This window comes from Mesorhizobium sp. WSM4822 (assembly GCF_055811155.1).
Window position 1 is genome coordinate 48,793 of record NZ_JBVVQM010000011.1, and the last position, 25,101, is coordinate 73,893.

Consider the following 25,101-nt stretch of genomic DNA (forward strand, 5'->3'; position numbering starts at 1 on the left):
AAACCCCAACATCACAGTAAAGCAGGCTAGGCGGAAGAAGGTATCCATCGGCGGTCAGCTCGGATACGCCGCTCATGTCAAACCTGGTTCGAATTCATCATGCCAAGGGACGGCCCAACCGGTCCAATCCCCGCTGCGGATTCCTGGCCAGCACCTTATCGGCTTCTGTTGCCCGAAACGGCTACTACATCGCATCCGCCTGGATTCTCGTCGAGCGAGGGTACGGATCCGCCGGCGTGGCGACGTTCCTTGCGATCGCAAGCATTGTCGAATTCATAGCGAGCCCTTTGGCCGGCCTGGCGGCGGATCGATTTGACAGGCAACGCTTGAACGTTGCGGCAGACCTCGGCCGCTTCGTCGTTATGCTGGCGACCGCTTGCGCGCTCCTCTATATGGACGTGTTTCTAGCTATCTGCGTGTCAGCGGCCCTGTTTTCGTTTTGCGACCGTGTCGCGCTTACGAGCTCTCAATCAATGATCCCCGTGATCGCTGACGGCCGCGATCTTGTAGCCTCGAATTCCACCGTCTTCTTCGTCATGCAGTTCGGCAATCTCGGCGCAGCTCTGCTTGCAGGGCCGTTGCTGCATGAGCGCTCCCCAGCCCTGCCATTCACCGTTCTTGCTGCCTTCTTCCTATTTTCAGCGGGCTGCCTTGCCTTGATGCGACTGGAACCGGTTTCGCGCGATCTCCGCGTCGCCAGGATCTCTGCAGCAGTAATCGATCCGAGCCTGCGTCGTCTCATCGTCGTCTATGCGCTTCTCTATACAAGCGCGGTGCTTGTCAGCGTCATGGGATCGAGCTTCGTCTTCCAGGAGCAGAAGGGTACTGCTGTGGATTTCGGCTACCTCGAGGCTGCATGGTCGGCGGGCTCCCTGATCGGCGCGGTCATTCTAATCCGAATTGAAAGAGCGATGAGCACTCATGCGCTGCATCTCATGCTTTTGGGCTTAACGGCGCTGGTACTCATGGCGTTGGCATATCTAAGCTCGCCTTGGACAGTGGTCCTTTTTGCCGCGATCGGATTTCTATACAATCTTGGACGCGTCAGCGTTGAAGTCACATTGCAGTTGCATGTATCCGTTTATCTGTTGGGTCGGGCCAAAGGCATTATGCACAGTGTGGCCGTGGCGCTCGGGTTACTCGTCTTCGGCATCGGCGCCGCTATAGGAGATCGAGCATTTCCTTCGACGATTTTCTTCAGCTTCGGAGTGGTGCTCCTCATCAGTATTCCGTGTTTGAACGTCGGTGTCGTTCAGACGCAAGAAAAGGGTGAATCGTGAGGTGGAAGAGCTAGCTGCAGGCGCAGACGCGAAACAGGCAGTCCTGGGGTCGCTGGAGGCACTCTACCCCTGGATGAAACCTTATCATTCCCGGCCGATCGGCGATTATGCGTTTCGCCTGTTCGCGGCGCCGGCTTCTGGTCCCATGCCAGAAATCCGGCTCCGAGCCTTCACCAAACTACTCGACATCATCAGGAAGGCAGGGACACGAAACGGGTTGTCGACCGACACCGCCTCGGAAATCTGCAGGGATTTCGAACAGCGCCGTGTGATGCAGACAGGGCCTCATTTGTTTCTCCTCATGGAGCCGGAAGCCTTTTACACACACGTCTTCAGCCTCCTTGGCCTCTTGGCGCATGGCTGTTCGACCTATGTTTCCTATGCCGTTTCGACGGTGAACCTTGTTGAAAGACCACGCAAGGGGCCAGGCTGGCTCAATGTCGACGGGAAGCCGATCAACGTATTCGGCCTCAGCCGAAGCCGGATGCTCGGATACAGCCTGTTAGCCGGGCAGGGACCCTATAGGTTCGAGTTGTTGCCGACGGAGCCAAACACTGCGGGGGACGGGCTCGCGCTGCTTCGTAACCTTCTTCCGAAGGCGCAATTCGAGCGGCCCGCGCACGCCATCAAGGCAGCCAATCTCATGCTTTGGCCAAGAATGTTCGGAGGCCGTTTTGCCTTCCTGCAGATCGACGACGAGGATATTGCCGACCTGGTGGCGGACCATCTGTCGGACGAAAATTCCTGGCTACGCATGAGACTGCTGGAAGACCCGAAGTTCGCCTCCAATATCCTTGCCGGCCTCGACGGGCTCGCGTCTGGCCCCTGGAGTGGCTGGCTCGCTCGGGGTACTGATTTCTTCTGGTTCTATGAAAATGGCAAACGCCGTCCGCTGCGTCTGATCGCCGGTGAACTCATCGATCCCGCGAACGGTATGAAGGTGGCGTGCTTCACAGCCCCCGACATCCTCGAGCGGCTGGCAAACCGCAGCCTTGTCCCGAACCTCCTGCTGATGTTTCTGGTTTTGTCGATCCTGCCCGGCGTGCGCGCGCTTGGAGGCAGCTATCAGCCAATCTACTACCCCCTGATGCGCTATGTCGTCTGCCGGGCGCTCGGGGCCTCAGGAGAGGATGGAGATCTTAGGCAGGCTCTCGCAACCGACGACGTTCCGGGCGCTTGGGGACATCGGGTCATTGAGTGTGATGATGATCCGCTCGAGCTGTTCCTGAATGGCAAGAACGGCGGGATGAGTGATCTTATCGACCGTTTGGGCGACATCTCCTTCGCCGAGGCATGTGGAAGCATGAAAGGCTTCGTGTCGGACCCGTCGTGGCATGAACTTCACAGCCGGCTGCGGCAGGGGTTGGTCACGCCGGCCGATGCGGAATGGGCTTTTTCCTGAGATGTTTTATTCGCTTCCAGCAACTGGCATGTGTACCCTGAGGCGAATGCAGGCGCCGTGACCGCTGAGTTCTCGTCGTGACCCGAAGCTGCTCATCAAGGGCTCAGGCGACGATGACCGCTTTGCGTTCGGACTGTCTAAAGCGCCACCGAACCGCAGCACAGATTTATTGCCACCTTACTCGCGCAGCGACACGTGCGAAGTTCTGAGCAAAAAGGTCTATGAATTCAGGATCCCCCTGGGCAAACCCTGAGCGCACCAAGTTCGACTTAAACGGGTCCGTCTGCATTTCGCTGAGGATTTTATCCCTGTTCTTGCCGTCCCATGCAGCACGTCCGAAAGCCATGAACTCCCAGCCGTTGCGAGGGTCGCCTTGGAGGGTCTCCTTCACTCGAGCCTTTGGATATCGTTCGAAATTCGCTAGTGATCCAAGAATTTCAAAGCGCTCAAACATGAGCTCCAAATCCGGGATAAGGCCAACAAAAGTCTTCGCCCACTGCTGGAATATGGTCAGCAGATGGTCGCTGAGCGCTGTCTTACGTTTTTCAAATCCTTCAATATTTTTGAACGCCTCGTTCTGATCTCCATCCCAAACATTCAGGAAAAGAACGTCGATCAAGCGCTGCGGCTCTCCATGCTGTTGATCAACCTTCCCATCAAACAACCTGTGAAGTGTTGCCCATCGCGTTGCGCGCGTAAGCCCAAGACCGTATGCCGTCAGGATGAGTACTGCTGGATATGAACGTAGGTTTAATAGCCTTACAGAGCCACCACCAGGCCGCTTAGCATTGGTGTAGAGGCTCTGAATAATATCCAGCACGAGCGAAAGCTCCGTATCATCTCCCCAGCGACCGAGAATGCCGACCATGCAGGCTAGTGCCTCGGTGGCGGCTTCATAGCTGCGGACATGCGAGCGGAAAGCGTCGGCGTCTCCTTGCGAAATGATTTCAAACTCGGACGTGCCTAGTTGCGCTAACAAACGATCCGCTTCCTGGGCAAACAGTTCATCCATCTGGATGCGGTACTCCGGCTTTGCTAGAAAACGCTTTGCACTGCCAACCAAAAGTTCAATGCTGAAAGGGTTCTGGCGCTTGCTCTGTTCGAGTGTTTCGACGCGCTGCTGCAATCCTCGGAAGAAGCTGTCTGCGTCATTGATGGCGATCACACGCGCACGGCGATGATCAACGATTGTCTGTGCGCCGCTACTAAGATCTCCGCGAGATGCCCAGAATACTGAGTAGCGACGGTTTGGTGCTCGAAGAAATGCTGCACGCAACGCACTATCCCACTCGCCCGACCAACCACAAACGATGAGGCCGTGTTCGTCCATAATACGATCAAGAAGCGTGTCATATTGTTCTGGATAGCCGCTAAGCTCGGCCTCTGTGTTAAGAATCCGAGCGTCCTTGTAATCGCCATGCAGCTTGAGGATGTAGCAAGCGCTGTGTGTAAGCGGCTCGGCGCCAGAAAGGGCGTCAACGGATGAAACGATTGTCGGCTCGATTCCGCGCTCTCGCAACGCATTTTCCATGAGTCGATCAAAGTTGGTTGTGACGATGACGCGGATGTAGCCGCTACGCACAAGTTCTGCGATAGCATTGTGTGCAGCAGTGGGAATTTTGCGTCCCTCTTCACGATCCTCATCACTCGGCTCGATATAGCTGTGCAGGATTGAGCGTCGCTCCTCAGGAGATGAGGCCAGCTCTTCAAGGAGTCTGGAGTAACTGGGTTCCTCTCCTGCCGTCTTGCGGTACCATGCCGCCCAGTCGGTCTGATCCTCTATTCCCTGCGCCAGTGCAGCACGGCGGATCAGGTCAAGTGTGATTTCCCAACCGGTAGGAATTTCCGCTGCACGCGAAAGGCCAGACCCCAGCAGCACGGCAAACACACCCTTGTTCTCGTACACCGAGAAAGCCAGTTGTGTGAATGGATCACCAGCGAGAATACCCATTACTCACCACCGACTGATGTTGCTTTGCGCCGGGAACGAGCATTCCTTGAACGGCGGGGAAGCCTTGGCCGCCGTGAGGCGGGCTTGCTCCTAAACCTGTTGTCAATCTGATCGAGTGTTTCCCTGGCGGTATATGCGTTTGCCTGAAGCAGGTCTTCAAACAGCTCAGTGCCGAGTTCGCGCGTATCCGGTCCTAGGCGATGAAGCGTAATTGCTAAGTCTACGAATTCAGGGGCAACGGTTGCAGTGCCAGTGCTCATGTCGGCGAGTTCGGTGCGCCAGTTGGCAATCAATCCACGCGCAAATCTTCCGACAAGTTGTCCGGAGTGAGGGAGCAGTGTCTGTAGCCTCTCAACAACGAAACTGGAATTCACACCTTTAGCGGTGGCGAGATGCTCTTCTATCGTCCTCAGCAACCCTATCCAGTGCGACTCCGGCGTTATCTCATCGACAAGGCGGAAGAGATCGAAGACTGCAATCCAGGCGAGCTTGTCTGCGATTGGAATGATTTTCTGAAGCAGGGCTGAGCACGCGACCTGCCATTCCGCTTCAGGCCAGACATTTACTGCCGCGTATGCAGCGCCGACCCTCGCATTTAAAAGCTCGGGTTGGGAAAGGATTTCGTCGAGAAGCTTCTTAGGCCAGTCAAGGCCAGGCCTGACGAGAGAAATAAGCGCCACCAGTTCGCCATATCCTTGCTCATCTCTAGCGGATGCGGAGTGGTCCCAGCGCGAAAGTAGAGAGCCGACAAAAGCATCCGCCTTCCAATGAAGCTGAGCCAACAGACGCAACCCTTCATGCGCCAGGGCGAGCTTGGGATACTGACGGAACAGCCGATCCAGAAAGTCGGTTAGTTCGTTGATATTTTCCGTGGGCAGGTACGGCAAAAATTGTAGCAGCGCCTCCCAGATACGGCTATCGTTTTCTACGCTTAGCTGCGCATTCAGCAACGATATAAAACGCGTGTAATCCTTATTGCGAAGGAATATCTGAAGCAGGACGTCAATGATTGGATAGTTACCATGGGGCAGAATCCTTAGTCCACCCATTCCCCATAGTATGCTTTCCTGTCGCTCTTCTTTTTCGGTATCGACCGTTGCAGCCTTGAAAATTCCTTCATCGTTATCACCCTCTTCGTCGTCCTCGTCATCGGAATCCTTACGTTCTGGAGCCGTGGGCTTTTCCGCAAGCCAGCTTTCGAGCAACCTGATGGTTTTATCATCGATGTTCAGTTTACGCCGCACGAGCCGCTCCACAGCTCTGGCCGCGCTACCGCGGTACTCCTCACCTGAGAAGCCGTGCTGATCAAGGTGATCAATCAGCTGCTGGATGAGTTCGGCGGGGACAGTTTCTGCCATCGCATCAAGCGCATATCCAGCTGCGCGAGTTCCGATCTCGGGCGTCATCTTCCTAATGATTGCGGAAGCCCGGTCTGGGTGCGACTTTGCGAATTCGGCAAATTCTCGTGAGAGCTGAACATTCCCGCCTTTCATCCAGTCCTTCGGATGGTCCCAACCAATGGCGTCGGGCAGTTCTGTGAAAGCGTTGATGATGTCTTCATCACTGGCCTTCGCCAGACTTTCGGCCGCTATCGGTGATCCGATCCATTGAGGGCCGTAGGTTCGTACGTCATCTCTTCGTGCTGGAAACTGCCTACGCTGCTCGATGATGAACCGCTTCACCTGTTCCGAAGTGCGCTCAGGTGGTAACGCCTCCAGAAGATCAGTCTTCAGGCGACGAATACGTTGACCAAAATAGCGCCTTAAGCTCGCATCTAGCCCCGATCGTGGCTTTGGAGAATAATCTAAGACTGTCCTTTCAAAAATCTTCAACTGACTGTCAGTCCAATACGGGCTTGCAGCGCGGATGAGCTTGGTCGTTGTGCTGTGGGTGTCTTGAAGATTTCCCAGATGAAAGCGGTTGGTATCCTGCAGAAAAAACTGAAATGATTGATCTGCGTATTTTTCCGGCCGACTGGCAAGGGCATATGCGAACAGGCGCTGAGCAGGTGTTGAATCATCGTTCTGGTTGCGGTCGATCCAGCTGAGGAATTCCGCTTCGTCCTCCTTTGCCAGTTCTTCGGCCGCTGTTCTTAGCGCGCCTTGAATCGGATGTTCAGGCAAGTCCAGTGGGGACTCTCCATCGAAGCGGAAATCGACCTGATAGCTTAGTGCGAATCCCGGACCATCGGTGTCGTTTGCAAGATCGCGCAACACATCGGTCGCATGGCGGAACCACGGCCACAGAGTTTCCAGAAAATCCTTCGGGTGCTCTCGGGCAAGCGCTTCGAGACTGTCCCATCCGTTGGAGTTCTCAATAACTTTTGTAATAGGCTCGGTCGGCGAGTTCGATATCCGCCAGACAATCCTCTCATCGTCGCCCTCAGGTGGGACAAGTGCCGTACGGCGTTGACCTTCTTCTATTGCTAATCTGAGCTGGGCATCCAGCTGAGACCGGACAAATCTCAGTGCCATATCTGGTTGGGATGCGCCAAGGGTTCCCACGATATGATCCAATTCATATGGTGATGTCGTGGAGCGGGCAGCAACTGAACTTGCGATTTCGAGAATGTCTTCTGTCCAGGATGGACAGGATTGAATGACAAACAGCGTGAAACGATCAAACCGTTTGTCCGGTAGCCAGTGAGAGCGTATCAACGAACTGACTATCTGCGGCGCAAAACTGAATGCTCGGGACAGAATAGCCGCTGCTATATTATCCTCGCCAGGTACTGTCATCGCGGTGGCAATTGCGTGCTGCAAACGTCCGAACCATCCATCACTGCCGACAATCGCCTGCAATGCAATCTGGCGATGCGGGGAGGTCAGGGCCTCCCCCATCAGGAGGACTTCCGGGTCTATTGGCTCAGGTTGTTGCCCCAGAAACTCGATTAGGAGATGCCGCAAGTGAACCCTCAGGTTCTGTGTCGACCAGATGGCACGCAGTTCCGTGAGATACGTGGGAGGTTCGACGTCCCGCAGATAAGTCAAAGCAGCCCAGAGTTTCGGCCTGACAAACAAGGAGGCTTCGCGTTCCAGTATGTATCTGGACAGTCGGCCAGTCTGCTGTGAGAACGCGCGTGCAAGCGCGTGTTCGAAGACGGTCTGGTGTGAAAATCCGATTCGCCCGGCCGCGCCATACCGTGTCAGGATGCCCAAAGCGATCAGGGCATCGAGCTCACTCACGTTTCCCTCGAAACGCGCTGAATTCAGCCACATGGTCTCAAGTTCCGCCATCTGCTCGGCAATATTTCCGGCGAGCTTGGAAAGCTTGGCGCCGTCGGGCCGCTTCAGAATTTGCTCCTCCCAAAGATGGTTGAGCATAGTCTGATACTTGGCAAACGGTTCGCTGCCGGCGTTCACCCCTAACTTAAGATATGTCGCAAGCGCCTGTGGCGAGCGCATAACTTCCTGTGCGTTTACAGGCCAACCTGCCGCCTGGATCCCATGTTTTTCCAATACGCTGAGTACCGTGCTCCAGGGCGGCAAATCCAGGTTAACACTTTCGGCACCAATGGTTCGAAGACGGACATCGTGTTCATATTCAAAGGTGCGGGCGGACAAGACAATGTGGATATTCCGTGCGCCGCTTAGCTTGCGTACAACATTCAGCAGGACATTAAGACGACCGGTGCGCAGGTCTACATACCCAGCTAACGCATCAAGCTGATCAATGATGAGCACAGTCGGACGAGTGAGCGACAGCCCTAGTAGAAGCTTTGTCGGAATCTGATCTAGGCCGATGGATTGTGAAAGTCCTTCCTCGTCGGAAATATCGAGGTCTAACAGGTCTGCTTTGATCGCTAGGAAGGGAATGTTTTGGTCATGGAGAGCCTGGCCGAATGCTGCCAGCAATGCAGATTTCCCAGCGCCAGGAGGTCCCAACAGCGCCGTTGTGCTGCTTTCGGATTCTTGAACCAGCGATAACAGGTGATCAAGTTCGGGGCGATGAATTGCGGTGCCGTCCGGCAGAGTCTTAGGCCAGTCCAAGAGTGAACGGGACGCTTCGAGGATGCTGACACCCAGTGTCGGCACGGACAGAAATTCGGATTCTGTCGAGACGCCCAGCAACCGTGACTGAAACTTCTCCTGCAGGAGCCCAAAAGTCTCCCGCGCGCTCAGCCGCGCGATGTCGGATACCCGCGCGGACACGAAAAAGCGGAACGAGCCCAGTTCGGTGCGCACGAGACTAAGGTCTGGATCGCCAGTTATCGAGCGAAGTTCATCAATTATCTGGTCGATCTTTTCTTTGGGAAACTCGGTGGCCTTCCCAGCGAAATTGAGAACAAGTGTTGTTCGCGTGCCTTCAACGCCCGATGATGCAGACGTTATGCTCTCCTCCACCCCTCCGCGTTCTGGTGTCGTTAAAATAGCTGGTGCCGGACGCGACGCCGGAGAGGATTGACTCCATGCAGCGAGGAGTTCGAACCCAAACGCCGCCGCATGAGCGGCAGCGACGGGTTGGTAGATGGCATCGAGTTCTGGCGTCTTGTCTTTCCGCATGTCCGAAATGCCACGGACCACGATGCTCGGGGTCCGCTCAAGCGAGCCTGCATAGAGCGCACCGTAGCCTTCCATCTCCAGTGCAAGGGAATCGCCGTAATGTTTCGAAATTTGTTTTTCCAGTTCGGACTCGGCGTCAGCAGATACCGCTTCGACCGAGATGATTGGCGCAACAAAACAACCTGGCGGAAACGGCTGAGGATAGACCGATATGTCAGGGAGCTTCTGTCTGAGCAAATCCCGAATGCGCATCTGCCATTCACCATCGCGGCGTAGCTTCTTCGCAAGACCAACCAGACGAGGATCAACTGGAAAAGTGTGAGGGCGGCTGGAAAATTCGCCGCCTTGGTATTTGCCAGTGTAAGGAAAATAGACATGGTTTGAGACAACCACTGCTCCAATAGCAGCCTCTGGTTTCCTAGACGCCGCAACACCAACGAAAAACATGACCTCGAACGGTCCAAAATCTACAGAAGCATATGTCACGGCACTCTGCGCTGCGTGTGTTCCCGCGCCGGATTCAGTGACGACAACGAACCATTCATCGCCTGGAGCGGAAAACTGCCCGATCTCAACAATGTTGCCGTCACGCGCCTGGCAGGAGCCAAGATGGGCTAAATGAGCCCTGACGGCACTCATCTCCATGTCCAGAGCCGTGACAACGAGCGCCCTCCGGAGCCCGCGAGCCTCTGCATCCTTCAGGATTTCGGCTTTATCGACGAGTTTCAAACGTGCCTCGTAGCCTGCGAAACTGCTGTGGCGATTATTATCGCAAATTGACCCTTGGTGTTGAGCATGTAAGCACTACACGGTGATAGCGGGTCGCTTCAATTGCTCTTCACAGTTTACCCCGAACAAATACGTACGGTTGGAGAAGGCCATCCCTTACACCCTCAGCGTCTGTAGAGAGGAGCATCGCGAATTAGGTGGTGCTGGCTGGTGGGACTAGCTAAAGATTGGCGTATCCCAATCAGCCTGATCGTAAACCTCAGCTGCAACAAAATTCATCAAAGCATGACCGGCTGGCAGAAATTTGAGGGTCCGCTCATATGTAAACGGAGCCGGCATCTGATGCTTGTTGCCATGTGCAACATTGTTCCTCAACTGACCGTAGCTCCTAGACAGCAATCGATCCCATGAATCGATTGGAGCGTTGTCGCTGTCCCACTTTAGTGTGCCGCCCCACCCGACGGTGAGATATTGCGGAACGGTTTCCTTAAAGATGAGAATGCCTTTGGCAGCAAAATCGAAGCCGGTGAAAGGAAATCTGCTTTCTACGTCGACGGCGATCACGCTCCAGTTCACGCCCGCAACCGCGCGAATGCCACGGACGTTCGTCACGTGTGCAATCCGTATGTCGTGATTTACTAAGAAGAATTCGAACTTGGCCGCCGCAAGAATAAACTGGGAAATCTCCTCTTCCATTCGCCAGTACCTCGATAATGAAAATGTGCGAAATTTGGCGGCAGCAGTTTCAATTCAACTACCATTCCTTTGTTCGATCTAGGCCGAGGCAAGCGAATATTTCGTTGCCCCGAAGACAAAATATTCCATCTCCGTAACGAGCAATCAGATCAAGGCCTAAGAGCGTAGGGAAACCCACGCGGGCATGATGTATTGGTGCGGGAGATATGATGACAGGAACATGAAGGACTTTGTCGAAACATGTGGAGCGGATAACATCTGGCCTTCGTCGACAATCGGATCGTGCTATAACTTTCATTCGTAGATAAGTTGGAATACATGCCGAATGAGATTTCGAACGGCAAATATGTCCCTATATTTCAACATGTTATATGATTGTTTTTGACTCCTGATTTGTCCCCTGAGAGGGATGGCGCGCCAGACGAGATTGGAACTCGCTGCTTTTTTCGAACGCAGACGCACGTCTGCTTTTCCGGGCCTCGCTCCCGAAAGCTGCCAGTCCGTTCACGGCCGGAAGTTGCCGACTGCAATGCGCCGCATTTCGGACCTTCACGGTTGGTCGTCGATACCCAAAAACTGCCATTCATTTGAGTGGCAATGGCAGTCATTGCGGCAGCGGATCGGAAACATTGTCCCGGAAGGCAGCGACGGCCCGGCGATCGGCATGGCTATCAGCGTTGGCGCCATCGGCGCGGCTTGAGGCTGCACAGGTCGAGTTCATTCCGGAGAATGGCGGCGGCGCTGGTGTCCGGCTCCAGAAGCCGTAGCCAAATTACTCTGCGACAAGGGCCATGAAATCCGTTTCAGCAAGGAATCGTATCGGCTGCCCTTGAGCTACCAAGCCCTCTGCCTTCAGGTGCTTCGAGCTCTTGGGCTTGCCGCCCGTCCTAAGAAGATCCTGGTCGCCGACTACTAGGACGGTGGTGGCTTTGGTAACGCCCGGATCGACGGCACCGCCCGCCATGTGAGCGAGATCAGCAGCTTCGCGGCGGGGTATCGACAAGCTCCCAGTGAACACGACCGTCTCACCGAGCAACGGACCTTCGCTTTCGCCGTCGCATTCGCGCCTTTCTCGACCTTTCGGATGCCCGGAAAGGCCAAGCTTTACGCGAGACAGCCATTGGTCGAGGTCTTGGCCTGACTGTTCTATGGCGCGAAGCAGAATCAATCCCGCGGTTCGCGCATCCTCTACAGCGTCATGATGCCGGAATGGGATGCCAAAGCTGTCAGCAAGATTTCGAATGCCGTAACCGCTCTGAGTGAACTGGGGCCACGCTCGCCTGGCAACCTTGGCTGTATCGAGCCAACGGCAAGGCACTGCCGTCAAGCGATGATGGTCATGCGCCTGAGCGATCGCTACGCGGTCAAAATGGGTGTGGCAGACGACAACCTGGTCTCGCGCATATTCCGCAAGCCAAGGGAAAATCTGCGGAAATGTCTTTGCCCCGACAACGTGCGTCTCGTCGATGCCGTGAATTGAAATGTTTATGCCGTCGAAATCTTCCCCAGGATCGACGAGAACTACGTCCGACGCGAGCTCTTTCCCATGTTCAAAGACAACGATACCAATCTGGCAGATACTGCGCATGCGAGCATTTGCCGTTTCTACATCGATGGCAACAAATCGCATCTGAACGCCTCCCCTTGTTCCAATACTCTCACAGGCTCGGCGGACGTCAAGCAAGTACCGCCTTGATTGAGGCCGCAAAGGGGTGATCATGTACGTCGGTTAAGACTCGTTGAGAGCGCATTGGGGGGGCGATGATTCTAACCGACAATGAGACAAAGTTGGATCTCCTCAACAATGAGGCGATCGCTAAGACTATAATCGAACTGCTGCGCGAGAAGCCCGAGCGCGCCGTGACCGTCGGTGTTCATGGTGACTGGGGCGCTGGCAAATCCAGCATCTTGGAGATGATCGAGAATGGCCTCAGTTCGGATGAGAACGTACTCTGCATCAAATTCAACGGATGGCGCTTTCAAGGATTCGAAGACGCCAAGATCGCCCTGATCGAGGGCATCGTCACCGGGCTTATTGAAAAGCGCCCTTTGCTTACCCAAGCCGGAATAGCCGTGAAAGATATCTTCCGGCGGATCGACTGGCTTAAGATCGCGCGGCACGGCGGCGGTCTTGCGTTCACCGCATTTACCGGCATCCCGACAGCCGATCAGGTCGGCGCCGTGGTCGGCACCTTGAAGGGCATATTCTCCGACCCCTCAAAACTCGCCACGCAGGAGAATTACGACAAAGCCATCGATGGTGTGCAGGGTCTGCTGAAACCAGGTGAGTCGAAGAATGTGCCGGAAGAGATCGAGGCGTTCCGAAAGGCTTTCGACAATCTGCTCAAGCAAGCGGGCGTTAAGCAACTGATCGTTCTCATCGACGATCTGGACCGCTGCCTTCCGGACACAGCGATTGAAACCCTTGAAGCCGTCCGTCTGTTCGTATTCACCGCCCGCACCGCGTTCATCGTCGCGGCCGACGAGGCCATGATCGAATATTCGGTGCGCAAGCATTTCCCGGAGCTGCCGGACACGACCGGCCCCCGCGACTATGCACGCAACTATCTCGAAAAGCTGATCCAAATACCGTTCCGGATTCCAGCTTTGGGCGAGACCGAAACCCGCATCTATGTCACCTTGTTGCTCATTGGCGCCGAGCTGGGCGAGGAGGATCCCGCTTACTCGGCGCTGATCACCGTCGCGCGTGAACTGCTCAAGCGGCCCTGGAAGACGGCCGGGCTCGACGCGCAAACGGTAAAAACCGCCTTGGGCGATAAAGCTGGCAAGGTCCAGAACGCGCTCACCTTGAGCGATCAGATCGGTCCGATCCTGGCCAGCGGCACTCAGGGCAATCCGCGGCAGATTAAGCGCTTCCTGAACAGCCTGCTGCTGCGCCATCAAACCGCGCTTGCTCGCGGCTTTGGAGAAGAGGTGAAGCTGCCCGTCCTGGCGAAGCTCATGCTTGCCGAACGGTTCCTGTCCAGATTGTTTGATCAAATCGCAAGCGCCGCTGCCCGCGATCTGGACGGCCGCTGCATAGATTTGGCGGCGCTTGAAGTTGACGCTTCGCAAGAAAAGCCGTCTGCTAAATATAAGCGGACCGGGCCGAAGATCAGTTCCCTTGATGATGCCAAGCCGACAGCCGTACCCGACTCCAAAGACAGCGCCATTCTGACAGAATGGAAGGCAGCGGACGTGATACGCGCCTGGGCGCGTCTGTCTCCGGCCTTAGCCGAAGTTGATCTGCGCCCATATCTGTTCGTGACGAAGGACCGGAAGGACTATTTCGGGGCGGCCTCCGTTCTCGGGCGACTCGCCGGAGTGATCGAGAAGCTGCTCGGTCCGAAATTTGCCGTCCAGGCGTTCGAAGGTGAACTCAAGCAGCTCGTTCCGGCCGAGGCCGCTCAGGTCTTTGAGGAACTGCGTGGGCGTGTCATGGGCGGAGATGCCTTCGATACTGCGCCACCCGGCATTGATGGACTCGCCGTGCTGGTTCGTGCGCACCCAACACTTCAGGCCAATCTTCTCGACTTGCTCGAAGCCTTGCCCGCCGATCGGTGCGGGCCCTGGCCCGCGTCCGGCTGGGAAGGCGTCATCAAGGATTCCGACGCCGTAGCTCGTTTCGAGAAACTCCTTCAAGGGTGGTCGACGTCCCGATCGTCGTTCCTGAAGACGACGGCGAGCGCCGCGCTTCGCACTCGGAAAGGTGGGCGCTGATGGGCACGTCAAATGCTTTTGGAGGTGCAGGCGGCGGCACGCCGCTCATACCGAGTTGGTTGCAGGGCGAGGGCGGTGCCGGCGCGGGCGCGGCTGATGGCGACGGAACGCAACCCGCGTCGCCTGATGGGTCGCCCCCAGCAGTTCCTCCCGCGCCGGCGCCCAGACCAACCGCGCCAGCAGGGGCATCAGATCGCTTCACCTCCGCGCGAAACAATTTCACCCGCTTCGTAAGTTCGGGCGGCAGCGACCGCAGGAGCCTCGGCAGAGCTGTCTCGCAATATGTGTCCAAAGCGGCGGGCGGTTCGCGTCAGGCTGCGCAGCGCCTGGGCTCATCGCGCGGCGCAGGTGCCGGGCTTGTCAGATTCCTCAATGACGCCAGTGTAAACGGCGTTCGCGAAGCGCTGCGAACGCTCAACCTTGAAAGCCTTGCCGGGCGGCCGATCGAGGAAGTGTTCGCGGGACTCGCCGATTACATTTGCCCCGAAGGTGGGTCGATCGACGAGGGAATCGCGCGAGACGCCTTCGTCGAGACCATCGCCGATCTCGCCGGTGCGGGAATTACTGACATCGATGCGCTCACACCCGGCCAGATCCAAACCGTCTTCGAACTATATGCGACGCACGCGATCGAGGCGCGCATCTGCAACGACATCGGCACCAAGATCGTGACCTTGCCCACCGATCCGCGCACAGCCGAGAGGGTTCAGGCCCAATTGCGTGACTTTATCCAGCGTGGTGTCAGCGATGCCATCAACGCCGCTGGTGTCAACATCCAATCGCTGACCCCAGATGCAGTGATGGGCTTTGTAACCAACGTCTATCAATCCGCCTTCGACGTATTGCAGACGATGGGCGACGGGGAGGCAGCGAAATGAGGCGCCATGTCATCATCGGCCGTTTCGGACCGGACGACCAAATCCGTGTCCCGAAGGCGAGCGACGAGGTTGCATCGACCTTGCAGTTGGTAGCGGGCACGCGTCTCGATCATGGGATCGGCCGCGCCTTGTCCGACCTCAAGGCGCTGCACCTGACCCCGAGCGAAGTCGGCGCGGACATGCTCGTCGTTGCCGCCCATGTCCACGCAGCGGACACCCGCATCTCCCGCTTCACGGAATCGCAGGACGCCTGGACGCGCGAAATTCGGGTGGTCATCCCCGTGAGCGATCCGGTGCGATGGACCGCCGCGGCACCCATCTTGGTCCGCGGCCTCAACTTCCTAACCGGCGACAGATGGGATGTGGGCTTCCGCAAACGTGCCAAGGACTATGCGAAGCTGGTTCCTGTCGCGGCACCCACCCTTATTCCTGCTCCATTCGATGGCGTGAGTCTGTTCTCCGGTGGTTTGGACAGTCTGATCGGCGCGATCGACAGCTTGAATGCTGGCGAGACCCCGCTCTTGGTCAGCCACGCGGGTGAAGGGTTGGTAAGTAAGTCGCAGGAACAGTGCTTCGAAGGTTTGAAAGCTGCTTACAAATCCTCCGCCTTCGATCGTCTGCGAGTGTGGATGAGCTTCGATAGCGGGCTGGTCGAGGATGTCGCATCGGAGGACACCACGCGAGGCCGCTCGTTCCTATTCTTCTCTCTGGGCGTCGCCGCTGGCACCGCGCTAGGCCGCGACTTCGTGCTCAAGGTGCCTGAGAATGGCCTGATCGCACTCAATGTACCGCTCGATCGGCTTCGGCTCGGAGCGCTCAGCACCCGGACGACGCATCCTTTCTATATGACCCGGTGGAATGATTTGCTCCAGGCGCTCGGTGTTGCAGGGAAGGTCGAGAATCCCTATTGGGACAAGACCAAGGGGGAGATGGTCGCCCATTGCGCAAATCCGGCCGTGTTGAAGCAGCTTGCCCCGCTGTCGCTATCATGTTCGTCACCCACGAAGGGGCGTTGGACCAAGAAGCCGCAGGGGCACTGTGGATACTGCTTGCCATGCCTCATTCGGCGTGCCTCTCTGCAAGGCAAAGACTCGACCGTTTACGGCATACCCGACTTGAAGTCTGCCACATTGGACACCAGACAGGCCGAAGGTCAGCAGGTCCGATCCTTCCAGATCGCGATCGAACGACTATCGAAGCGCCCGGAACTCGCAAAGGCCCTCATCCACAAGCCAGGGCCACTTTATGATGACCCCTCCCGCCACGACGACCTGGCTGATGTCTATCGCCGTGGATTGGAGGAAGTCGGGCGCTTACTGACTGGCGTTCGCGCCGCACCATCGTAAGAGGCCTCATGCGGTCAGCTCTTGTCGATTTTCATTGCCATCTCGATCTTTATCCCGACCACGCGGCTGCGGTGGAGCGTTGCGATCGCGATGGCGTGTTCACTCTCTCTGTGACTACCACGCCCAAGGCTTGGCCGCGGAACCACGAACTTGCGTCCGCCACCCGTCACGTTCGCGCGGCTCTTGGCCTGCACCCTCAGCTAGTCGCCGACCGCGCTCGTGAGATCGGACTATGGGAGGAGTTACTGCCGCGAACCCGCTATGTTGGGGAGGTTGGACTGGATGCTGGCCCGCGGTTCTACAAGTCTTTCGACGTCCAGAAGGAGGTCTTCGCTCGCGTGCTATCGCTCTGTGCGGCGGCGGGGAACAAGATCGTGTCGACGCATAGTGTCCGTGCGACCAAGGCCGTGCTCGATATGGTTGAGCAGTATATGCCGCCCTCGCGCGGGCGAGTAGTGCTGCACTGGTTCACTGGGACCGCAACAGAAGCCAGGAGAGCCATCGATCTCGGTTGCTATTTTTCTGTGAACGCCGAAATGCTCGTTAACGAGCAACGCGCGGCGATAACCAAGTCTTTGCCTTTAGATCGAATTTTGACGGAGACGGACGGACCGTTCACCCAAATCGACGCCCGCCCCACCAGGCCGAGCGATGTTTGGATCGCAGTGGAAGGCTTAGCGCGACTGCACGGAATGTCACCGCCCGATATATCGGCCAAGATCACACGCAATCTAAGAAACCTGCTCGGAGAACAGACCTAGAGAGCGGCATGCCGACTCGGACAGTGCTGCGGGTTGCGGCGTCTCATATTTGGAGCAGTTGCATACTCCGAAGACCGAATATAGCACGTCTAAAACTGTCACACAGCTAAGAAGGGCAGCAGTTCCCATCGCTCGAAGCTGTGCGCCGTGCGCCGCTATCGCCGTTTGGCCAGGCGCACGCCGGCACCGCCGCCGTTCTCCGGAATAAATTCTACACCGGCAGCTTCGAGCGCTTCACGAATAGCACCGAGGTTGTTGCGATGTGGGACGCGCAAGCCTCGTTCGAAATCCACAACCGTAGCGCGCGAAACATTTGCAGCTTCCGCCAGTTCAGCTTGGCTCCAGCCGAGCATCGCTCTGGCGCCTCTGCATTGCTCCACCGAAATTTGGCTCATCAGTTAAAATCAGTCTTTTTGTTTGACTTTGGATCGAATGTCAGCTTAAATGTCGAACGTTAGACAAATTGCGACTTAGTTGACGGGCGGATGGTGCAGCACGCGCCCAGCCTGACCACGACCAAGTTTAAGCGAGCTCGGATCATGGATGATTCGACAATACCACGACTTTGTCTCTCGTCATCGGGAGGAGGCTGCATGTGGCAACTGCAATTGCGAGAATGGGAACCCATCTTCCCTGCCAATTGAACATTCAAACCAGAGGATCTAAGAGCCGAACACCCTCTCCCTTTTGACCAGCGGACAAGAATTCGACACCCGCTTTTATCAAAGCCGCCTCAATGGCCTGCAGAGTGCTGATCCGGGAATCCACCTTGCCGTTTTCCAACCGGGCGAGCGCATTCAGCGATACAATTGCCTTGTCAGCAAGCTCCTGCTGCGACCAACCAAGCAAAGCCCGTGCGGCTCGAATCTGTCGTGGACTGACCATGAGTCCACAATCGGCAGGCCGATATTGTTTGCCACCTATAGGGTTATTTTGCACCCTATAAGGTATATTAAATGGCGATTCGACTTTTCAGATCACATCGACACGAGAGACTGGTGCGTACGCGACAGACCCTCTATCCGGCTGACTAGTGGAGCATCGAAAGGCCTTGTTGAAATCGCAACGCTCCGTCCTCCTGCGGATGGGGCAGGAGCCAAAAATCGACAGTGACCCTCATCCTGCGGATCAGCATGTCGGCAGGCAGATTGCGACCGTTCGCGTCCAATCCGACGTCTCGCAGGCTCAACTTGCCAGATCGATAGGCATTAGTTTCCAGCAGCTTCAGAAATACGAGAACGCGCGGAACCGCGTGAGCGCGTCGATGCTCTACGAAATCGCCAGCTCGCTCGGCGTTCCTGTCGGCCGCTTCTTTGAAGGCCTGCCCGGAAACGATGAGACCCGCGTCGAGGCGCGGCCCCTGCCGGTCGATGAGCGCCTGGATTTCATTGCCAGCGCGGAAGGGCGGCGTCTGATCGAGGGGCTGGTGAACCTTCCGCCGCGAGTGCGCGGTCGCGTCTCGTCTCTGATCGCCGCATTGGGGGAGGAGCTGGCATTGCTCGACGCGAAACGCGACAACGAAACGGCCGGCGAAGCCGCGCCGGCCGAACACAAGACAGTCTGACGGCCGGTTGCGCCTGTCAGCCAAATTTTCGGGCAGCGGGCAGGGCGATGCGGCCGCAAGCCGAGGACACTTCGACTTCGACGCCGAACGCCCGCGAGCGGGTCGCGAACCCCTCGAGGACGTCTCGCGTCGCGCTTCCCGTCACGGCGACGGGTACCAGTCTGCCCGTTGCTGATCCAAGAGACTGACCTTCCGCGCCGATCACGACGGGCAGGAGATCTATTTCTGCGAGGTTTCCGCCCGCATCATAGCGGCACGCGGCGACAATGCTTTGCCAGACTTCCGGGGGATCCCATTCGGTTTCTTCGGGGTGGACGTGGAACAGGAAGTTGCCGAGGCCGTAGAAGATCGGCGCGCCATTGTGGATTTCCACCGCCTGCAGCACCGGAGCGCCGTGGCTGACGAACAGGTTGGCGCCGGCGTCGATGCACATCTTGGCAAAGGTCTGCACCCAGCGCGGCACATCCTGCCAACCTGGTTCCCAATGATGGTGGTGCAGATAGGCTATAACGAAATCGCCTTGTGCCGCAGCATGCCGGATGGCGGACAGATGGACACTCGCGCTCCGCTGATCGACTTCGATCAGACGGCCGAAGTCGGCGGCTTGCGTGAACACTGTGCCGTAAAAATTGATCTCCTTGCCGGCCGACACCTCTACCGGCTCCTCCGGTTGCGCATAGTTGGCCAGTTCAAAGGGGGAGCTTTGCAAATGAGCGCTAAGCCTTGCCAGTCTGCTGAAATGTCCGTCCGGCACCCCCATCTTGCGAACCGTGTTCAGACAATTGACGCCGGGCCGAGCCGGCCGGAAGGCCGTGCGGTCTTCCGCATACATGTTGGTAGGGCCGGGGCCTGCATCCATCGCAAGAAGCGCGACCTCGCGCGCGCCCAATCGGCGGCGGCCCGGTTTTCTGGCCTCCGTCTCGTCGGCCCCGATGCCGGCATGCAGGAAACCGCGCGCTTCCACCTCTTCCAGCGTCGACAGGATGCCGCCAGCTCCGAGATCGAAGGCGTGGTTGTTTGCGAGCGCAAGCGCGTTGAAACCGATGGCCTGCAATGCGTCGAGCACTTCAGCCCTGGAATATCCGAAGTATTTGCCCTTGGTCGGCCACCCGCCATGCTTGCCGAGGATCGTCGACTCGAAGTTGGTGAAGACGACGTCGCCTTGGCGCAGGAAGTCAGTAACCGCGATGAAGCGTTCGTCGTTAACATCACGGATGTCGTGCTTGATCAGGGATTGGCCGGTAACGACCGCGCAGAACTGGTCTTTCATGAGAGCTCGCCTTGAAGGAGGGGAGGGCGCCGGCGTTCCGGCCCGCGCCACGTCAATGTCGAAGTCGGTTGCCGCCTATTGCGAGAGGGCCGGTGAGATATCGCTCTTGAACCATTTCAGGCTCAGCGCCTTGATCGTTCCATCCTTGGTGGCGGCCTCGATGGCCGCGTTGAACTTGGTGAGCAACTCGGTATCGTCTTTGCGCATGCCGGCGCCGACGCCTGGCCCCCACAGCCCGCCCTTCAGTTCAGGCCCGAAAAACACCACATCCGAGCCGGCAGGCGTCTCCAGAAAATCCCGCCAGGTGAAATAGTCGGCGAGGCCGCCGTCGATGCGACCCGCGGCAAGATCGAGCTTCATGTTGTCCTGGCTGTCATAACTGCGAATGGTCACGACATCGCCCAGCATTTCCTTCACGACGGCTTCCGAATTCGACGAGCGTAACGCCCCGATCGCCTTGCCGGCGAGTGTCGATCGGAGCCGTTCAATGGTCGCCTTCTCCTTGTCGCCGATGGTCGAAAGGTTGACCTTCTCCTTGGTGTCGCCGGCGTCGAGACCCAGGTCCTTGCGCACCACGAACTGGTTGAAGCCGGCGGCGTAGGGAACGGAGAACGCGATCGACTGCTTGCGTTTTTCTGTAATCGCCATGCCGGACATGATCACGTCGAACTTGCCGACAAGCAGTGCCGGGATGATCCCGTCCCAATCCTGCGGGACGAAGGTACATTTGATCTCGATGCGACGGCAAAGCTCCAGTCCGACATCGATATCGTAACCGTAGAGCTGACCGTTCGCGTCGGTGCCGTCCCAGGGCGGCGAGGCTCCTTCAGTGGCAATCGATATGACGCTCTTGCTTTCGGCGCTGGCCGGAAAGGCCGACATCAGGGATGCGATAGAAAAAGCAATAGCCAGGGGTATGCGCATGATGCACCTCTTCGTTGGTTTGGATGGAAAGGGCTGCCGAAGGACCGGCGGGTCAGGGCAGGGGCGTCGTGATCTCGGGATCAGGCAATGGTGGGCGCAATCGCGGCTTTCGTCGACGCACAGGATGGCCGTCGGTCGAAAGCCATCGCTCCAGCAACTGGATCGCTTTCACCGCGATCGAGGTGAGCGATAGGTAGATCGCTCCGGCGACGATGAAGATCTCGTACGGCGCGAACGTGGTCGACACCATCTGTCTCGCCATGCCGGTGATCTCGAGCAGTGTTACGGTGCTTGCCAGGGACGAACCCTTGATCATCCCCACGATCTCGTTGCCGTAGGCCGGAAGCGATATCCTGAAAGCGATCGGGAAGGTGACCAGGCGAGCGGTCTGGAAGCGTTTCAAGCCGAGAGACGTGGCCGCCTCGGTGACACCCTTAGGCACGGACTGGAGACCGCGGCACAGGATCTCTGTGGTGTGTGCCGCGCTGTTGAGCGAAAATGTCAGAAGGGCGCACCAGAAAGGGTCGCGCAGGATCACCCAGAAGATGCTGGCTCGCACCGCCTCGATCTGACCGAGGCCGTAGTAGAGCAGAAAGAGCTGAACGAGCATCGGCGTTCCGCGGATGACATAGGTATATGCCAGCACCGCGAGCGAGAGGCCGGGACGTCCAAACGCGCGGATGAAGGCCAGCGGCACGGACAGAAGAAATCCAGCCGTCAGCGACAAGACCGTGAGGGTCAAGGTGAGGCCAATGCCCGAAGGCAGGACAACCAGAGCGTCAAACATCAAGCCGAGGTTCATGGTCGCTGCCTCCTACCGGCCGAGTGCCGGATAGCGTCGCTCAGCCAGCCGGATCGACAGCAGCGTGACGGTGGTCAGAGAGAGGTAGAGAGCGGCGGCCGCAAGGTAGAAGGTCAATGGTGCGCGCAAGGATCCGGCCCCCACATACGCGACGCGCATGATGTCGGTCAGGCCAACGATCGAGACCAGCGCGGTGTCCTTGAAGAGCGAGATCCAGAGATTGCCATAGGCCGGCAGCGCCAGCCGCAGCATCTGCGGTCCGATGACGAACATCCAGCGCTGCCAGGCGTTCAGCCCAAGAGACTTTGCCGCTTCGGCTTGACCTGCTGGCACCGCCGCAATCGCGCCGCGAAACACTTCGGTCGCATAGCCGCTGAAGACGACCGAGAGCGCGACAACGCCTGCGGTGAATGCGTTCACCTCCACGTACCGGCCGGCGATCTTGCTGGCGAGGGTCGTTCCGCCGAAGTAGATGAGCAGGATAATGAGAAGTTCTGGTACACCACGGACAACCGTCGTGTAGGCCGTCACGACGCTGTTGAGGCGCGGCTGTGCCGTGCCCTTCGAAATGGCCAGAAACAGCCCGAATGCCGTACCCAGGCAGCCGCTGACAAGAGCCAGGCTTATGGTCACGGTGAGTGCGACAACAAACTGAGTAGTAAAACCACCCATGGGGAGCTTTCCTTGGCTCGCAATACCGCGAGATACGACGGTCCGTGTCACTCAGACCAAGTCGTATAACCCAAGGTTGCGAATTGTTATATTTGTAATTTGGAGTTAATTTAAGATATTGGCTAATTCTATCGCTTGAAATTACACACTCAATCTATAATTTTTATTATTTTATCTATAACGCACCGTTATATACTGAGACGGCTCGTTGCTCCTCAGGTTGGCGTTATCCGCTTCCCGGGTGGCGTTATCAGGGAAAGGAGCGCAGGGAATGGAGTTGCTGCAGAGCGACCTGAAGCTCCGTCAACTGAAGGTCTTCCGAGAAGTGTTGCGGGCCGGTTCGACAAGGCGAGCGGCGGCAGCGCTCGGGATAAGCCAGCCGGCCGTCAGTCAGCATGTGAAGCAACTCGAGACCACGCTCGGCATCACACTCTTCAAGAGATCAGCCAACCGCATCGTCCCCTTACAGGAAGCCTGGGAACTCATGCGAAACGTGGAGCTCGCCCTGACGTCCCTGGATCGTCTGGAAGCATCGATCTTCGCGATGAAGAACGACGAAAAGCAGCGGATTGCGATTGCCGCGCCCTCTGTTTTCGGTTTCGTGACCTTGCCCAAGGTTGTGGCGATTATCCACGCAAAGACCGCTTCGAATGTCCGCTCGATTTCGGGGAGCTACGAGCAAATCGGCGAGCACATCCTGGCAGGGCGTGCGGAACTCGGAATCTCGAGACTGCCCCTGGATCCAAGTCTTTTTGAGTGGGCGCCGCTTGGGTCGGCGCGAAACGTGTGCATCTTTCACCCCGACCACCGGTTTTCAAAACAGACCTGTATCCAGGCTCACGACCTGGTAGGCGAAACGATCGTCGATATCGATCCCCAGTTCGCCGCCCACCAAATGAACTTCAATGCGTTGCGCTTCGCCGGCGTTGAGCCGGACATACTGGTGGAGTTCGATTGCAACGGTCACGAAGCTGGATACGTTTCGGCTGGCCTGGGCGTTTCAATAACCAATGAGATTATTGCGCGCGAATACGCAGCGTTTCACCTGGGAATAAGGCCAGTGGAACCATCCGCGCTGTATCACTACGTGGCGATTTGGCAGAAGGGCAGGACCTTTTCCAACGCACTGAATGTGTCGCTCGAGGCGATCATCGCTGCGTTTTCCACGGAGCCGCTGCCAGAGGTTGATAGGGTTTCCTTAGGAAGCGCCAATTTATTGGCGGTCGGCTAGGCTGCCTCGCAGCTCGGATCGTGCTCAGGGTTTCGGGCTGAGATGCGTATATCAACGCAACATCTTCTAATCCTGCGACCCGTGGCAACATCGCTCAATCCTTCCTGGATTCGTCGTTGTCCTCCTGGCACGGCAGATGTCTGGCAAAGTGGTATTAGCCGATTGCTTGCCGCAACTCCGTATTTGGCGGTGTCTGTTGCAGCCTCGCCGCGATCACATGAAGTTGCTCCGGCCTCAAATGGGTATAGCGGCGCAGCATCTTCCAATCCTTGTGCCCGGTGACCATCGCGACCTGCTCGATGCTGAAGCCAGCTTCGAACAGGCGGCTTGTGCCTTCGTGACGCAGGTCGTGGAAATGCAGATCCTCGATCTTAAGTTCATGACAGGCACGTCGGAAGGCGGTTCCGGCCGACTTCCCATTGTAGGGGAAGATGCGTCCCTTTCCCTCGGTGGAGAAACGCTGCTCTTCGAGGATCGCGCGGGCATCGTAACCACTCACATCGAGGAGCGGGATACGCATGTGATTGCCCTTCTTGTGGCGCGGGTCCTTGCGATCTCGTATCAGCAGGGTGTTGTTGCGGTCGTTGAGGTCCTCCCACGTGGCGTTACAGATTTCCCCGAGCCGCATGGCGGTTGCGATCGCAAAGCGGATGATCTTGTCGACGGGGACAATCTGGAAGTTGTTTCCTCTGAAGTATCGGATCAGGGCCTCTATCTCGTCAAGCGTCGGTCGCCGATCGCGCTCGTTGCCCTTGCCAACAAGACCCAAGCGGGTGAGGGCAACACGACCAAGGTCCACCGGCTCCGCTGAATAAGGCAGTCCATGCACAGCTGCGCCGTGCACCAGCAATGTCCGGACGTATCCGATGTCTATTCCAACGGTGACAGGTCCGGCGCCTTCCTCGGCTCGTTCCTTGCCGAACTTGATGATCTGTTCGCGATTGAGATCGGCGATGTTGAGCCTTCCGAGCCTGGCTCGCAGCAGGTCCAGGCTGAATGCCTTCGATCGCCCGATCACCTTGCCAACTTCGATCATATCCGCGATATGCAGGTCGATCAGGTCGGAGACCGTTTTAATCCCGTCCTTGTGCTTGGGAGCAGGCTTCTGTCCCAGGTCGATTTCTCGCTCAATTCGGCGCGCCCACATCTCGGCGTCCTTGCGGAGCGCGAAGCTGGTGGTGAGGTAGTGGCCCTTGCAGCGAACCTGCACACGCCACTTGCCGGAAGCCAACTTGTTGATGGATGCCATGGGTGGTCTCTTTTTCGTGCACGCTGTGTGCACAGGGAGGAGTACAAAATGCGAAAACTAACGGATATCGTGTCGTACAAACGGCGAACGTGTGCACGTTTTAAGGCCCTGAAAATACGAGAAA

The 25,101-nt window shown here is 57.2% G+C and carries 19 protein-coding genes; 8 read left to right on the plus strand and 11 right to left on the minus strand.

Going from position 1 to position 25,101, the window contains the following annotated elements; translation table 11 throughout:
• Positions 1-74 precede the first annotated feature (74 nt).
• Positions 75-1,280, plus strand: a complete 1,206-nt coding sequence (locus tag AC0L3E_RS23805) for an MFS transporter (protein WP_473605765.1) — start codon at positions 75-77, stop codon at positions 1,278-1,280.
• Between the two features lie 73 nt (positions 1,281-1,353).
• Positions 1,354-2,682 (plus strand): hypothetical protein, encoded by a 1,329-nt coding sequence (locus AC0L3E_RS23810; protein WP_473605766.1) that lies wholly within the window; start codon positions 1,354-1,356, stop codon positions 2,680-2,682.
• Positions 2,683-2,848: 166 nt separating this feature from the next.
• On the opposite strand, the gene AC0L3E_RS23815 is transcribed toward AC0L3E_RS23810, so the two are convergent.
• From AC0L3E_RS23815 to AC0L3E_RS23830, 4 genes are all read right to left on the minus strand, one after another.
• On the minus strand, positions 2,849-4,633 hold the full coding sequence (locus AC0L3E_RS23815; protein ID WP_473605767.1) for an SIR2 family protein: 1,785 nt from the start codon (positions 4,631-4,633) through the stop codon (positions 2,849-2,851).
• Positions 4,633-9,864 (minus strand): phosphorylase family protein, encoded by a 5,232-nt coding sequence (locus AC0L3E_RS23820; RefSeq protein WP_473605768.1) that lies wholly within the window; start codon positions 9,862-9,864, stop codon positions 4,633-4,635. Before AC0L3E_RS23820 ends, AC0L3E_RS23815 begins: the two co-directional genes overlap by 1 nt.
• Before the next feature lie 216 nt (positions 9,865-10,080).
• Entirely contained in the window at positions 10,081-10,560 is a 480-nt protein-coding gene (locus AC0L3E_RS23825; protein WP_473605769.1) for a hypothetical protein, read from the minus strand.
• A gap of 772 nt (positions 10,561-11,332) precedes the next feature.
• Complete coding sequence (locus tag AC0L3E_RS23830) at positions 11,333-12,190, minus strand: exonuclease domain-containing protein (RefSeq protein ID WP_473605770.1); 858 nt, start codon at positions 12,188-12,190, stop codon at positions 11,333-11,335.
• A 158-nt stretch (positions 12,191-12,348) separates the two neighbouring features.
• Between AC0L3E_RS23830 and qatA the strand changes: the two genes are divergently transcribed.
• From qatA to qatD, 4 genes are read left to right on the plus strand one after another with little or no spacing between them, the layout of a single operon-like run.
• Positions 12,349-14,280, plus strand: a complete 1,932-nt coding sequence (gene qatA / locus AC0L3E_RS23835; RefSeq protein WP_473605771.1) for a Qat anti-phage system ATPase QatA — start codon at positions 12,349-12,351, stop codon at positions 14,278-14,280.
• Complete coding sequence (gene qatB, locus AC0L3E_RS23840; RefSeq protein ID WP_473605772.1) at positions 14,280-15,158, plus strand: Qat anti-phage system associated protein QatB; 879 nt, start codon at positions 14,280-14,282, stop codon at positions 15,156-15,158. Before qatA ends, qatB begins: the two co-directional genes overlap by 1 nt.
• Positions 15,155-16,504, plus strand: coding sequence for a Qat anti-phage system QueC-like protein QatC (gene qatC / locus AC0L3E_RS23845; protein ID WP_473605774.1), 1,350 nt, complete (start codon positions 15,155-15,157; stop codon positions 16,502-16,504). Before qatB ends, qatC begins: the two co-directional genes overlap by 4 nt.
• Positions 16,505-16,512: 8 nt before the next feature.
• Positions 16,513-17,265, plus strand: coding sequence for a Qat anti-phage system TatD family nuclease QatD (gene qatD, locus AC0L3E_RS23850; RefSeq protein WP_473605775.1), 753 nt, complete (start codon positions 16,513-16,515; stop codon positions 17,263-17,265).
• A 155-nt stretch (positions 17,266-17,420) separates the two neighbouring features.
• Here qatD and AC0L3E_RS23855 read toward each other — a convergent pair whose 3' ends face one another.
• Together AC0L3E_RS23855 and AC0L3E_RS23860 are read right to left on the minus strand one after the other, a co-directional pair.
• Positions 17,421-17,660 (minus strand): helix-turn-helix domain-containing protein, encoded by a 240-nt coding sequence (locus tag AC0L3E_RS23855; RefSeq protein WP_473605776.1) that lies wholly within the window; start codon positions 17,658-17,660, stop codon positions 17,421-17,423.
• A gap of 253 nt (positions 17,661-17,913) precedes the next feature.
• Entirely contained in the window at positions 17,914-18,150 is a 237-nt protein-coding gene (locus tag AC0L3E_RS23860) for a helix-turn-helix domain-containing protein (RefSeq protein ID WP_224685811.1), read from the minus strand.
• Between the two features lie 166 nt (positions 18,151-18,316).
• On the opposite strand from AC0L3E_RS23860, the gene AC0L3E_RS23865 reads away from it, so the two are divergent.
• Positions 18,317-18,829, plus strand: coding sequence for a helix-turn-helix domain-containing protein (locus AC0L3E_RS23865; RefSeq protein WP_473605778.1), 513 nt, complete (start codon positions 18,317-18,319; stop codon positions 18,827-18,829).
• A gap of 16 nt (positions 18,830-18,845) precedes the next feature.
• Here the strand turns inward: AC0L3E_RS23865 and AC0L3E_RS23870 are convergent, their stop codons facing one another.
• The 4 genes from AC0L3E_RS23870 to AC0L3E_RS23885 form a co-directional block, all read right to left on the minus strand.
• Complete coding sequence (locus AC0L3E_RS23870) at positions 18,846-20,099, minus strand: CapA family protein (protein WP_473605779.1); 1,254 nt, start codon at positions 20,097-20,099, stop codon at positions 18,846-18,848.
• A 75-nt stretch (positions 20,100-20,174) separates the two neighbouring features.
• Positions 20,175-21,023, minus strand: a complete 849-nt coding sequence (locus tag AC0L3E_RS23875; RefSeq protein ID WP_473605780.1) for a transporter substrate-binding domain-containing protein — start codon at positions 21,021-21,023, stop codon at positions 20,175-20,177.
• Between the two features lie 52 nt (positions 21,024-21,075).
• Positions 21,076-21,825: an ABC transporter permease gene (locus tag AC0L3E_RS23880; RefSeq protein ID WP_473605781.1), complete on the minus strand. Its 750-nt coding sequence runs from the start codon at positions 21,823-21,825 to the stop codon at positions 21,076-21,078.
• 12 nt (positions 21,826-21,837) lie between these two features.
• A complete protein-coding gene (locus tag AC0L3E_RS23885; RefSeq protein ID WP_473605782.1) occupies positions 21,838-22,497 on the minus strand; it encodes an ABC transporter permease subunit in 660 nt (219 codons plus the stop codon).
• Positions 22,498-22,768: 271 nt separating this feature from the next.
• Between AC0L3E_RS23885 and AC0L3E_RS23890 the strand changes: the two genes are divergently transcribed.
• Positions 22,769-23,728: a LysR family transcriptional regulator gene (locus tag AC0L3E_RS23890; protein WP_473605783.1), complete on the plus strand. Its 960-nt coding sequence runs from the start codon at positions 22,769-22,771 to the stop codon at positions 23,726-23,728.
• A gap of 154 nt (positions 23,729-23,882) precedes the next feature.
• Here AC0L3E_RS23890 and AC0L3E_RS23895 read toward each other — a convergent pair whose 3' ends face one another.
• Positions 23,883-24,977 carry a site-specific integrase gene (locus tag AC0L3E_RS23895; RefSeq protein WP_473605784.1) on the minus strand — a complete coding sequence of 365 codons (1,095 nt, stop codon included), beginning with the start codon at positions 24,975-24,977 and terminating at the stop codon, positions 23,883-23,885.
• Positions 24,978-25,101 lie beyond the last annotated feature (124 nt).